The organism is Nocardioides luteus (assembly GCF_000960475.2).
In the GTDB taxonomy this organism is placed as follows: Bacteria; Actinomycetota; Actinomycetes; order Propionibacteriales; family Nocardioidaceae; genus Nocardioides; species Nocardioides luteus_A.
Genome location: NZ_JZDQ02000003.1, coordinates 89,850 through 102,703, shown reverse-complemented (window position 1 = coordinate 102,703; position 12,854 = coordinate 89,850). Strand labels below are relative to the sequence as shown.

General features: G+C 71.1%; 10 protein-coding genes. 8 read left to right on the top strand and 2 right to left on the bottom strand.

The features are described from left to right. The first annotated feature begins 126 nt into the window (after positions 1 to 126). Positions 127 to 1,173, top strand: a complete 1,047-nt coding sequence (locus tag UG56_RS02795) for an FUSC family protein (RefSeq protein WP_143054882.1) — start codon at positions 127 to 129, stop codon at positions 1,171 to 1,173. Positions 1,174 to 1,435: 262 nt separating this feature from the next. Here UG56_RS02795 and UG56_RS02790 read toward each other — a convergent pair whose 3' ends face one another. Both UG56_RS02790 and UG56_RS02785 read right to left on the bottom strand, forming a co-directional pair. Further along, positions 1,436 to 2,479, bottom strand: a complete 1,044-nt coding sequence (locus UG56_RS02790) for a methyltransferase domain-containing protein (RefSeq protein ID WP_045551164.1) — start codon at positions 2,477 to 2,479, stop codon at positions 1,436 to 1,438. Positions 2,480 to 2,503: 24 nt separating this feature from the next. Beyond that, positions 2,504 to 3,496 (bottom strand): glycosyltransferase family 2 protein, encoded by a 993-nt coding sequence (locus tag UG56_RS02785; protein ID WP_256206401.1) that lies wholly within the window; start codon positions 3,494 to 3,496, stop codon positions 2,504 to 2,506. Positions 3,497 to 3,619: 123 nt separating this feature from the next. Between UG56_RS02785 and UG56_RS02780 the strand changes: the two genes are divergently transcribed. The 7 genes from UG56_RS02780 (at position 3,620) to UG56_RS02750 (ending at position 12,851) form a co-directional block, all read left to right on the top strand. Continuing rightward, positions 3,620 to 3,874, top strand: coding sequence for a hypothetical protein (locus tag UG56_RS02780; RefSeq protein ID WP_143054881.1), 255 nt, complete (start codon positions 3,620 to 3,622; stop codon positions 3,872 to 3,874). A gap of 18 nt (positions 3,875 to 3,892) precedes the next feature. Further along, positions 3,893 to 5,035, top strand: a complete 1,143-nt coding sequence (gene ftsY, locus UG56_RS02775) for a signal recognition particle-docking protein FtsY (RefSeq protein WP_045551161.1) — start codon at positions 3,893 to 3,895, stop codon at positions 5,033 to 5,035. Positions 5,036 to 5,225: 190 nt separating this feature from the next. Next, complete coding sequence (locus tag UG56_RS02770) at positions 5,226 to 6,431, top strand: ROK family transcriptional regulator (protein WP_045551160.1); 1,206 nt, start codon at positions 5,226 to 5,228, stop codon at positions 6,429 to 6,431. A gap of 154 nt (positions 6,432 to 6,585) precedes the next feature. Further along, positions 6,586 to 8,718 (top strand): PQQ-dependent sugar dehydrogenase, encoded by a 2,133-nt coding sequence (locus UG56_RS02765; RefSeq protein WP_045551159.1) that lies wholly within the window; start codon positions 6,586 to 6,588, stop codon positions 8,716 to 8,718. 229 nt (positions 8,719 to 8,947) lie between these two features. Next, positions 8,948 to 10,228: an ROK family transcriptional regulator gene (locus UG56_RS02760; RefSeq protein WP_256206400.1), complete on the top strand. Its 1,281-nt coding sequence runs from the start codon at positions 8,948 to 8,950 to the stop codon at positions 10,226 to 10,228. Further along, a complete protein-coding gene (locus tag UG56_RS02755; protein WP_218145110.1) occupies positions 10,225 to 11,784 on the top strand; it encodes a sugar ABC transporter ATP-binding protein in 1,560 nt (519 codons plus the stop codon). The genes UG56_RS02760 and UG56_RS02755 overlap by 4 nt, the downstream gene beginning before the upstream one ends. Beyond that, positions 11,781 to 12,851 carry an ABC transporter permease gene (locus UG56_RS02750; protein WP_045551668.1) on the top strand — a complete coding sequence of 357 codons (1,071 nt, stop codon included), beginning with the start codon at positions 11,781 to 11,783 and terminating at the stop codon, positions 12,849 to 12,851. Before UG56_RS02755 ends, UG56_RS02750 begins: the two co-directional genes overlap by 4 nt. The last annotated feature ends 3 nt before the right edge of the window (positions 12,852 to 12,854 follow it).

Genomic DNA, 12,854 nt, shown 5'->3' with positions numbered 1-12,854 from the left:
TACGTCGGCCGAGACGTCACCGCGGTCGGCCGAGGCGTCACGTACGTCGAGGCCGTTCTCGTCCAGTCGGTGCTCGGCCGGGCACTCCGAACCAACTGGTTCGTACAGATGGCCGTAAGGTGTCGGATGGCAACGACGGCACAGCAGCATGGGGGAGACGGGTTGGGAAGCGACGGGAGCCGGGTCGAGCGGTTGATGCGGGAGTCCGTACGAGTCTCCCCGGCGCCCGGAAGCCACTCGCCCGCCTGGCGCGCGAGCGTCACCCTGCTCATCGGGCTCGTGACGCTGGCCGTGACCGGACACATCGAGCTGTCCGCGTACGCCTGCTTCGGCACCTTCGCCTCGATCTACGGCGGCCGTCAGCCGCTACGCGGACGATGGCGGACCCAGACCGCGGCAGGTGCGCTGATGTGTGCCGCGGTCCTGTGCGGTGCGCTCGTCGCGACCTCGCCCCACCGGGCCTGGCTCGTCATCCCGGCCGCCGCGCTCTGGGCCGCGATCGGGTCGGTCCTGTCGGACCGGTTCGTGCTGCGGCCGCCGGGGCCGATGTTCCCGGTCTTCGCGGTGGCGACGTGCGCGGCGGTTCCGGTGACGCTCTTCGGGGTCGCGGTGGCGGTCGGGGTGGCAGCTGCCGCGGCGCTGATCGCGGTGCTCCTCGGGCTGCTCGAGGAGCGCTTGGCCGGAACCGGAGCGACCGTGGAGGCGAACCGCGGCGAGGTCCGGATCGACCACGCCACGGCGGTCGTCGCCGCGGTCGTGGTCGCCGGCACCGTCTCGACCGCGCTCGGGCTCAGCCACACCTACTGGGCGATGGTGGCCGCGGCGGTACCGTTCGGCGTCAGCGGGCTGCTGGCCCAGACGACCCGCGGGCTCCAGCGCGTCATCGGCACCCTGGTCGGCCTGCTCCTGGCGGCTGCGCTGCTCTCGGTCTCTCTCCCCGCCCTCGTCGTCGCGATGGTCGTCGCCGCGCTCCAAGCGGTCACCGAGCTGCTCGTCGGGCGTCACTACGGCCTCGCGCTCGTCTCCATCACCCCGCTCTCGCTGCTGATGGTGCAGCTCGGCCACCCGCAGCCGGTCGACGCGCTGCTCTGGTCACGCCTCGCCGAGACCCTCCTCGGTGTGGTCGTAGGCCTCGCCGCCGCCCTCGCTCTCCGCGAGTTCCGTCGCCGCTGACCACCGAGCCGTCACGTACGTCGGCCGAGCCGTCACGTACGTCGGCCGAGCCGTCAGGCACGTCGGCCGAGGCGTCGCCTACGTCGGCCGAGGCGTCACGCACGCTGGCCGAGCCGTCACGCACGCTGGCCGAGCCGTCACGCACGCTGGCCGAGCCGTCACGGCATTGCCAAGTCGCCCGACCTAAGTGACGTCTCGCCCGACCGGGGTGACGTCTCGCCCGACCGGGGTGACATCTCGCCCGACCTAAGTGACGTCTCGGCTACTTCTCGAAGACCGCCTGGTCGAGGACGCGCCGCTCGTCGTCGGCGAGGACGAGGAGGTCCTCGCGGGAGAGGCCGGTGCCCTCGCCGGTGGGGGAGAGGTTGATGAAGAACTCGTGCTTGACCGTGTCGTGGAACGAGGTCTCGCGCATCGAGATGAAGTCGAGGTCGGCGAGGTCCTGGAGGAGCAGGCGGAGGTGGTGGGGGGTGCAGACCCAGTTGTGGGTGTCGATGTAGCGCTCCCCGCGCCGGGCCTCCTCGCCGCTCGCCTTCACGGCGTCCAGACCGTTCGCGAAGGTGTAGTCGCCCTTGTGGCGCGGTCCCCAGGCGGTGATGCCGCCGTGCTTGGCGGCGTTGAGCCGCTCCTCGATGACCGCACCCATGGTGTGCACCGACGAGGGGTAGAGCGAGGCGTCGATGACGCGCGAGAGCGAGGCGCGCTCGCGGAAGCGGTCGAAGCAGTAGCGGTGGTCGGGGATGACCAGCGCCAGCACCCCATCGGGACGCAGCAGCTTCTCGCACTCGTTGAGGAAGTCGATCATCGACGTGGTGTGCTCGATGACGTGGGAGGCGACGACGAGGTCGAACCGCTCCGGAATCACCTCTGACCAGGGAGTTCCCGGCCGGAAGACGTAGTCGACCTCCTCGATGTCATCGGGGTTGTACTGCGAGAAACCCGAATACCGCTGGACCAGTCCTTCCCGGTCGAGATAGTCGACGATGCGTACGTCGTAGCCGTCCCGCTTCGGCAGGATCGCGTTGTGCGCGGGGCCGATCTCCAGGATCAGGGCGTCGGGCTTGACCCCGGCGAGCACCTGCTCGCGGCGCAGCTCCAGCCGGTCCAGGCCCGGGATCGCCGGCACCGCGGTGGTGCGGTTGCGGTCGCCCTGCAACCCCTCCACCTTCGTACGCAGCTTCTGGTTGCGCTGCTTGAGCTCGTCGATCCGGTCGTGCAGGCGCGCGGCCTCGGCATCGGCGGCACGGACGGTCTGCAGACCCGCTGCGGCGAGGCCGCGGCGTACGGCGCCCCTGAAGGTGGGCAAGACAGGTCCTCCTGTGAAGAGAGTTCAGCGTTTGCGGGGTGGGATGTAGGGCTCGGCGGCCAGTGCGGCCCGGCCGCGCTCGGCACCGAGGGCGTGCTCGTCGTCGGGCACGGCCTTGTCGGTCTCGGGGTCGAGCACGTCACGCAGGAGGTCGGGGATCAGCGCGCGGCTGAGCACGATGTGCAGGTGGTTGGTCAGCCAGTCGTCGAAGACGTAGTCGCCGGAGAAGGCGCCGGCGGCGAGCTCGGCGCGCGTCGGCGTGCGCGCCAGGTACGCGTCCTGCAGGGTCCCGGCCAGATAGCGCTGGTAGTCGCGCATCCCGTGGTGGCGCGGGCTCGGCCGCAGGTCGGGGCTGGCCTCGTAGCCCTTGCCGGCGTTCATCACCTTGCGCTCCAGCTGCGACCAGGAGCGCCAGGGGAGGTGGAGCACCTCCATGGCGACCTCGTCGGCGGGCTGGCCGTTGCTCACCAGCGAGACGAAGTGGTTGCCCTGGACGACCTTGATGTCGGACTCACCGCGGTGGATCGCGTTCGGCGTGGGGTGGGCGTGCAGCCCGACCGCCTCGAGCCGCTCGTCGGGGCGCCGGTCGCGCCACTGCAGCCGGTTGATGCCGCCGCCCTTCCAGGCCGGCGGGCCGACGAGGTTCTCGACCTCGACGGTGAAGGCGTTCAGCGACAGAGGAGTGACCTCGAGCGCCTGGCGTACGGTCAGGCCCTTGTCCTTGGGCACCAGGAACTCGTCGGCGTCGAGGTTGAGCACCCAGTCGGCGCGAAAGTGGGTGCGCGCCCGCCGGGCCATCTCGGTGACGACCTTGCCCTGCTGCTTCTGGTGGACGGGGTCGTGGTGGAGCTCGACCCGCCCCGTCGCGGCGTAGCGCTCGAGCACCTCGGTGGTGCCGTCGACCGATGCGTTGTCCGTGACGATCAACGTGTCGACACCCTGATCCAGGTGGTGCTCGATCATCGCGGCGACGATGTCGACCTCGTCCCGGACCATCATTGTCCCGATGATCCTCATGCGGTGAAACACTACCGGCCCGGTCTACGTTGTCGAGATCCCGCGCCGTACCACGGACGCCCCCTGCCCGCGGCGCGCGTGGCGTTGTGGGCTCCGGGCGCGGGGTGTGCAAGGGTGGACGCCGTGCTGACCATCCTTGTCATCTTCGTGGCGATGCTTCTCATCGTCGCGCTTGCCGGACTCGTGATCGTCTACACGGTCTTCCCCCACCGCGGCCAGAAGATGCCGTACGCCACCAAGCTCGGTGAGGCGATGGAGCGGGCCGTCGACACGGCCCCCACGCTCAGCCCGGCCACGCGCCTGCAGACCCGGCCCGGGGACCATCTGACCGAGCTGCTGGGTGAGCGCAACCCAGGAACTACGGAAAATCGGGGCTAGTTTGATTGGATGAGGCCCATGGAAATGGTCACCCTCATCGTCATCATCGCGATCGCCGCTGTCGCGATCATCGGCGGCGGCATCGTCGGTCTGGTCACCAGCACCCGGCGCCGCAAGGACCGTTCGCTCCCGCCCCAGGCGGGGACCGATGTCATCACCCGTCCTGAAGAGCCGACGGTCGAGGAGCCCAGCGCCGGCGAGGCCGAGCCCGAGACGGCGGAGCCCGCCGCCCCGGTCATCGAGAAGCCGGAGAGCACGGCCTCGCGCCTGGTGCGGCTGCGCCAGCGGCTCGCCGGCTCCAACGCACTCGGCCGTGGTCTGCTCAACCTGCTCTCGACCGACCAGCTCGACGAGGACACCTGGGAGTCCATCGAGGACCTCCTGCTCACCGCCGACATCGGCGTCGCCCCGACCCAGGAGCTGGTCGAGGGTCTGCGCACCCGGCTGCGCGTCGAGGGTGGCAAGGCGGACCCGAAGGCGGCGCTGCGCGACGAGCTGATCAAGCTGGTCGACCCCGGCATGGACCGCCGGCTCCAGGTCAGCGGCGCCGACGGCGCCCCCGGCGTGGTGCTGATGGTCGGCGTCAACGGCACCGGCAAGACCACCACGACCGGCAAGCTCGCCCGCATCCTGGTCTCCGAGGACCGCAAGGTCGTCCTCGGTGCCGCCGACACCTTCCGTGCCGCGGCCGCCGAGCAGCTCACCACGTGGGGCGAGCGCGTCGGCGTCGAGGTCGTCCGCGGCCCGGAGGGCACCGACCCGGCCAGCGTCGCCTTCGACTCGGTCAAGGAGGGGCTCGACACCGGTGTCGACACCGTCATCGTCGACACCGCCGGCCGGCTGCAGAACAAGGCCGGCCTGATGGACGAGCTCGGCAAGGTCAAGCGCGTCATCGAGAAGCAGACCCCGGTCACCGAGGTGCTGCTCGTCCTCGACGCCACCACCGGCCAGAACGGCCTCATCCAGGCCCGGGTCTTCAGCGAGGCCGTGGCCGTCAGCGGCATCGTCCTCACCAAGCTCGACGGCTCCGCCAAGGGCGGCATCGTCGTCGCCGTCCAGCGCGAGCTCGGCGTTCCGGTCAAGCTCGTCGGCCTCGGCGAGGGCCCCGACGACCTGGCCCCGTTCACCCCCGAGGCCTTCGTCGACGCGCTTCTGGGCTGATAAGGGCTCGACCAGGATCTGGTCGGCGCTGCGCGCCGCCATGGCACGCACTCCGCGGCGTTGCCCCGCCTCGAAATGCCCCGGCATGCCTTCGGCGGGGCGCCTTGCGGAGCACGCACCCTGACGACGCGCAACATCCGACCAATTCCTGGTCGAGCCCTTGCGGCTCTCGCATGGCAGGATCGCCGGTATGCGTCATTCACTCGCCGGCAGGGCAGAGACCTCCATGCAGGCCCGCCTGCTCGCCCAGCTCCGCGACGAGGGCCCGCTGTCGCGGGTGCAGCTCGCCGATCGGCTGAACGTCTCCCGCACCACCATCGCGGCCGAGGTCGGCCGCCTCACCGAGCTGGGCATGGCCCACGAGGTGGGGCCGGCGGCCTCTCGGGGCGGCCGGCGCTCGACCCTGGTCGACCTCGCGCCCGACATCCGGTTCGTCGGCATCTCCATCGGCGCCACCAGCATGTCGGTCGGCCTCACCGACGGCCGCCTGTCGGTGATCGGCACCCGCACCCGAGCCTGTGACATCCGCAGCGGCCCGGAGAAGGTGCTCGCGACCGCGCTCGACGAGGTCCGCGCGCTCCTCGACGAGCACGGCGTCACCGAGCCGATGGGCGCCGGCGTCGGCGTGCCGGGACCGGTCGACTTCCATCGTGGCGTCTCGGTGTCGCCGCCGATCATGCCGGGCTGGGACGGCTACCCGGTGCGCGACGCGGTCGCCCGCGAGCTCGGCTGCCCGGTCGTGCTCGACAACGACGTCAACGTGCTCGCGGCGGGGGAGCAGCACGCGGGCGTCGCCCGCACCGCCAAGGACTTCCTCTACGTCAAGATCGGCACCGGCATCGGCTGCGGGATCGTCGTCGACGGCGAGCTCTACCGCGGCGTCGACGGCTGCGCCGGCGACATCGGCCACATCCGGGTCGAGGACTTCGGGCCCACCTGCGCCTGCGGCAACACCGGCTGCCTGGAGGCGTTCTCCGGCGGTGCGGCGCTCGCCCGCGAGGCGCTCGCCGCGGCCCGGTCCGGTCGCTCCCCGGTTCTGGCCGAGCTGCTCGCGGAGAAGGGCGACCTGAGCGCCGAGGACATCGCCGTCGCGGTGGCCCGCGGTGACGCCCAGGCGGTCCAGCTCATCCGGGAGAGCGGACACCGGATCGGTCAGGTGCTCGCCAGCCTGGTCTCGTTCTTCAACCCGGGCCTGATCGTCATCGGAGGCCGGGTCAGCAAGCTGGGTCATGGGCTGCTCGCCGAGATCCGCAGCGTGACCTACCGTCGCTCGCTGCCGCTGGCCACCGGCAACCTCCCGATCGTGCTCAGCGAGCTGGGTGACGAGGGCGGCGTGATCGGCGCGGCTCACCTGATCAGCGCCTCGGTCTACGCGCCCAGCAGCGCAGAGGCGTAGTCCCGGCTCCGACCGCTCCAGAGGCGTCCCATCGTCCCATCTTTCGAAATCTTCTTGCGAAAGAACGCAAGTCACTTGACGTGACCGGCGTCACATCGCTACGTTCACGGACGATCTCGCTCCCCTCCACGACAGCGAGAGAAGGAGATGGACCGTGCGCAGATTCACCCTCTGGAGCGTCGCCACGACCGTGGTCTCAGGGCTCCTCGTTCTCCCCCTCACGACGTCCGCGGACGCGGCCCCCACGGCCGACCCGCCGCCGGACTCCGACTTCGAGAAGGTGACACTCAACGATCGCCCCGGTGAGCCGATGGACCTCGCGGTCCTGCCCAACGGGGACGTCCTCCACACGACCCGTGCCGGGAAGGTGTGGCTCAACGACGCCGACACCGGCGTCAACAGCGTCGCCGCCGAGTTCGACGTCTACCGGCACGACGAGGAGGGTCTGCAGAGCATCGCTCTGGACCCTGGCTACAACGGCCGGACCAACAAGTGGGTCTACGTCTACTACTCCCCGCCGATGAACACCCCCGTCGACGACCCGGCCACGCCGGACGTCAACGAGGGTGACGCGCCGGAGTACGGCTCGCCCGCCGACTTCGCGCCGTTCAAGGGTGCGATCCGGCTCTCGCGCTACCAGTTCGCCGGCGGCAAGATCGACCTGTCCACCGAGCAGCAGATCCTCGACGTACCGGTGGACCGGGGGCGGTGCTGCCACGTCGGCGGCGACATCGTCTTCGACTCCGCGGGCAACCTGATCCTCGCCACCGGTGATGACACCGACCCGTTCCAGTCCGACGGGTACGCCCCGCTCGACGACCGGGATACTCGCAGCCCGGCCTTCGACGCGCGGCGCACGGCGGCCAACACCAACGACCTGCGCGGCAAGCTCCTGCGGATCAAGCCGAAGGCCGGTGGCGGCTACACCGTCCCTGCCGGGAACCTGTTCGCGCCGGGCACGGACAAGACCCGTCCGGAGATCTACGCGATGGGCCTGCGCAACCCGTTCCGGATCGAGATCGACCCGCAGACCGACCGCGTCTTCGTGGCCGACTACTCACCCGACGCGGCCACCGCGAACCCGGACCGCGGTCCGGCGGGCCAGGGCAAGTGGACGGTCGTCACCAAGCCGGCCAACTACGGCTGGCCGCTGTGTGCGACCGCGGAGATGCCCTACCGCGACTACGACTTCGCGACCGGGACCTCGGGTCCGGCCTTCGACTGTGACGCCCCCGTCAACGACTCGCGGCACAACACCGGCCTGACCGAGCTCCCGCCGGTCACCCAGCCGACGGTCTGGTACACCTACAGCCAGTCCGAGGAGTTCCCCGAGCTCGGCTCCCAGGGCGGCATCGCCCCGATGGCCGGCCCGGCGTACGACTTCCAGAAGTCGGCCACGAAGGACCCGCTCTCCGGTGCCTGGCCGGAGTACTACGACGGCGTCCCGCTGTTCGCCGAGTGGGGCCGCGACTACATCAAGGGCATGCGGCTCGACGCCGACGGCGAGCTCACCGGCATCGAGTCGGTGCTCTCCACCTTCGCCACGGACAACGTGATGGACCTGGAGTTCGGCAAGGACGGCTCGCTCTACATGCTCGAGTACGGCGACGGGTACTTCAGCGAGAACGAGGAGGCTCAGGTCTCCCGGATCGACTACATCGCCCGCACCGGCAACCACTCCCCGAAGCCGGTGATCAGCGCCGACAAGACCGCAGGTCAGCCGCCGCTGACCGTCGCCTTCGACAGCGCCGGGACGACCGATCCCGACGGCGACAAGCTCGTCTACCAGTGGGACTTCGACGGTGACGGCACCTTCGACGCCACCGGGAAGACGGCCACCCACACCTACGCCGAGCCGGGGGCCTACCGGGCCACGCTGACGGTCACGGACAAGGGCAAGGTGGGTCGCGGCAAGCACGCCTCCGCAGACGTCGACGTGATCGTCGGCAACGACGTGCCGGTGGTGACCCTGACGACCAGCCCGGCGCCCGGCGAGGCGTTCCACTTCGGCGACACCGTGCACTTCCAGGTCGAGGTGACCGACGACCAGCCGGTCGACTGCGACCGGGTCTCGGTGACGTACGTCCTGGGCCACGACCAGCACGGGCACCCGCAGTCGACCGCGAACGGGTGCAGCGGCTCGATCGTGACGACCGTCCCGGGTGGCCACGACCCCGAGCACGACGAGCTGCACGCCGTCTTCGTGGCCGAGTACACCGATCCCGGTGCTGGCGACATCCCGGCGCTCACGGGCAGCGACGAGGTGGTGATCACGCCTAGCGAGTGACCCTCGCGATCGACCCGAAGGGGCATCCGGCCAACCGTGGCCGGGTGCCCCTTCCGGCAACTTTGTCCAATTACTTTTCAAAGTTTGACACAAACTTTGCAGAAACCGTCGCGAAAGCCTTGTACAACGTGAGCCGGGTCACTAGTTTGTCTCTCGGCCACCGAATTCTGTGACTGCCATCACAGGGCTGCTGAGCGACCCACCACGAGACCCCGGACAGGAGACCACCGTGCGCGACGCCGACATCACCGTGCGGGTCTCCGCCACCGCCGACCCCGCTGCGGTCCGTACCGCGCGGATGGGCCTGCTGCTCCGGGCGCTGCGCGACGGCGGTCCCCGCTCGCGGGGCCGCCTGGCCGAGGAGACCGGCCTGACCCGCACGGTCGCGGCCGGGCTGGTCGACGAGCTCGCCGAGCTCGGGCTGGTCTCCTGCGAGGACGCCGACCGCCGCGGCGCCGGGCGTCCCGGCGTCAAGGTCCGGCTCGTCGGCCGCTCGGTGTGCGGGATCGGCGCCGAGATCAACGTCGACCACCTGGCCGTCGTCGCCCTCGACCTGGCCGGCTCCGTGATCGCCGAGTTCCGCCTCGGCATCGACGGCCGGAGGCTTTCCCCGGAGGGCGTGCTCGCCGAGCTCGCCGGCCTGGTCACCGACGCCCTCGCCGAGGCCCGGACCGCCGGCGCGACCGTCGCCGGCATCACCGTCGGCGTCGCGGGTCTCGTCGACACCGCCACCCAGCGGGTCACGCTCGCCCCCAACCTCGGCTGGCGCGAGATCGACGTCGCCGAGGACGTACGCGGCCGGCTGGCCGCCATGGCCACCACCGCCGAGCCTCTGCCGCCGGTGCAGGTGGCCAACGAGGCCACCCTCGCCGCGACCGCCGAGCTCGACCCGACCGACGCCGACCGCGCCGACATGGTGGTGCTCTACGGCGAGGTCGGCCTGGGCGGCGCGATCGTCAGCGGCGGCCGGGTCGCGCCGGGCCGGCACGGCTGGGCCGGCGAGATCGGCCACCTCCCGGTCGACCCGCGCGGTCGTCTCTGCGGCTGCGGTCGCACCGGCTGCTGGGAGACCGTGGTCGGCCTCCGGGCCCTGCTCGAGGCGGCCACCGACCCCGACGACCCGATCCGCGACCCCGCGCTCAACCTGGAGGAGCGGCTCGCCACCCTGGTCGAGCGGGCCCGGCTCGCCGACGGCCGCACCCTGGCTGCGCTGGGCGAGATCGGGACCTGGCTCGGCACCGGCGCCGCCGTGCTGGTCAACACGCTCAACCCCGGCACCGTCGTGCTCAGCGGTTACTTCGCCGCGCTCGGCGAGTGGCTGCGCCCGGCGGTCGAGGCCCGCCTCGCCGCCGACGTGCTCGCGCCGCGGGCCGGCGGCACCCGGGTCGCCATCTCGGCCTTCGGCCCCACCGCCGCGGTACGCGGCGGCGCACTGGTCTCCCTGGAGCCGGTGCTCTCGGACCCCACCGCCCTCGCCGACCTGCCCGAACTCCACGGAGGAAGCCGATGACCCAGACCCCGACGCCGTCGCCCGACGGCCCCACCGCCGGCGCAGCCGGGGGTGACGTACTGCTGGAGATGACCGGGATCGTGAAGCGGTTCCCCGGCGTGCTCGCCCTCGGCGGCGTCGACCTCGACGTCCGGGCGGGCGAGGTGCACTGCCTGCTCGGGCAGAACGGCGCCGGCAAGTCGACCCTCATCAAGGTGCTCTCGGCGGCGTACCAGCCCGACGAGGGGGAGATCCTCTGGGAGGGCGAGCCGGTCCGGCTGACCACGCCGGTCGCCGCCATGAAGCGGGGCATCTCGACCATCTACCAGGAGCTCGACCTGGTGCCCGGGCTCACCGTCACCGAGAACGTCTTCCTGGGGCACGAGCTCGCGACGGCCGGGTTCAGCCGCCGCGCCGAGGCGACCCAGCGGGTGCGTGCGCTCCTGGCCCGGCTCGGCCACAGCGAGGTCGACCCGAACCGCCTGGTCGGCGACCTCTCGCCGGCCGGTCAGCAGATCGTCAGCATGGCCCGGGCGCTGTCCCACGACACCCGCCTGCTCATCCTCGACGAGCCCTCGGCCGTCCTCGACCAGGAGGAGGTGGACAACCTCTTCCGGGTGGTCCGTGGCCTCACCGCGGAGGGCGTCGCGATCATCTACATCTCCCACCGCCTCGAGGAGATCCGCCAGATCGGCGACCGGATCACGGTCCTCAAGGACGGCCGCACCGTGGCCACGGGGCTCTCGGTCGCGGAGACTCCGACCCGGGAGCTGATCACGCTGATGACCGGCCGCGAGATCGAGTACGTCTTCCCCGAGCGCCCCACCACGCGGCCCGCTCGGGACACCGCGCCGGTGCTCGAGGCCAGCGGCCTGTCCGGCGACCGCTTCCGCGACGTCGACCTGCGTGTCCACGCCGGCGAGATCGTCGGTCTGGCGGGCCTGGTCGGCTCGGGCCGTTCGGAGATCCTCGAGACCATCTACGGCGCCCGTCGCTCCAGCACGGGCACGGTCACCGTCAACGGACGCCGGCTGCGCCGCGGCTCGGTCCGGGCCGCGGTGGCCGCCGGGATCGGGCTGGCTCCCGAGGAGCGCAAGAGCCAGGGGCTGCTGCTCGACCAGGCCGTCTACCGCAACGTGACGGTCTCGTCCTTGAACCGGTTCTCCAAGGGCAGCTTCCTGGACAGCGGCGCCGAGCGCCGTGCCGCCGAGGAGCTCAGCCGCTCCCTCGACGTACGTCCCGCGGGGGTGGACCGGCCGGTCCGCAACCTGTCGGGCGGCAACCAGCAGAAGGTCGTGCTCGCCCGATGGCTGCTGCGCGACTGCAAGGTGCTCCTCCTCGACGAGCCCACCCGCGGCGTCGACGTCGGGGCGCGCACCGAGATCTACAACCTCGTCCGCCGCCTGGCCGACGAAGGCGTCGCCGTGGTCGTGGTGTCCAGCGAGGTGGAGGAGGTGCTCGGTCTCGCCGACCGGGTCCTCGTCATCAGCGAGGGCTCCGTCGTCCACGAGGGACCCGCCACCGAGATCGACGAGTCGAAGGTCCTGGACCTCGTGATGGAAGGAGAGGTCGCATGAGCGACACGCCCACGGACGCCGCGGTGACCCCACCGCCGGCGGTGACCCCGGCGGACACGGCCCGGGTCGAGAAGGAGGCGGCCCGCAGGGCCGAACCCGGCGGCCTCGGCCGGCTGCTGCGCAGCGGTGGCGGCCAGACCCTGGGCCTGGTCCTGGCGCTGGCGCTGCTGGCCCTGGTCGGTGTCGTCACCGGCGGCGAGCGGTTCGCCTCGATCGACAACGTGATGACGATCCTGCGTCTCGCCGCGGTGATCGGCGTGGTCAGCATCGGGATGACGTTCGTCATCACCGGCGGTGGCATCGACCTCTCGGTGGGCGCGCTGGTCGCGCTCTCCTCGGTCTGGTGCACGACGCTGTCGACCCAGGCGATGGCCAACGACTACCACTGGATCTTCATCGTCACCACGGCCCTCCTGGTCGGCGCGGGAGCCGGCCTGATCAACGGGCTGCTGGTGGCATACGGCGGGGTGGTGCCGTTCATCGCGACCCTCGCCATGATGGCCAGCGCCCGCGGCCTGGCCGAGATCATCTCCGCCCGCAAGACCCAGATCGTCAGCGTGCCGGGCTTCACCGACGCGTTCTCCCGAGACATCCTGGGCGTCTCGGTGCTGATCTGGATCTTCGTGATCGTCGCCGTGATCGGCTGGGTCGTGCTCAACCGCACCACCTTCGGCCGGCGCACGCTGGCCATCGGCGGCAACCCGGAGGCATCCCGCCTGGCCGGCATCAACGTACGCCGCCACACGGTGCTCCTCTACGTGCTCGTCGGCCTCTGCTGCGGCATCGCGGCGGTCATGCTGGTGGCCCGCACCACGACCGGCAGCGCCACCCACGGTCAGCTCTACGAGCTGGAGGCGATCGCCGCGGTCGTCATCGGCGGCACGCTGCTCTCCGGTGGCCGGGGCACGATCGTCGGCACCGTCTTCGGCGTGCTGATCTTCGCGACCCTCACCAACGTGTTCGTGCTCAACAACCTCTCGATCTCCGCCCAGGCCTTCACCAAGGGCCTGATCATCGTCGCCGCCGTGCTCCTGCAGCAGCGGTTCGCACGACGGCCCGGGTCATGACCC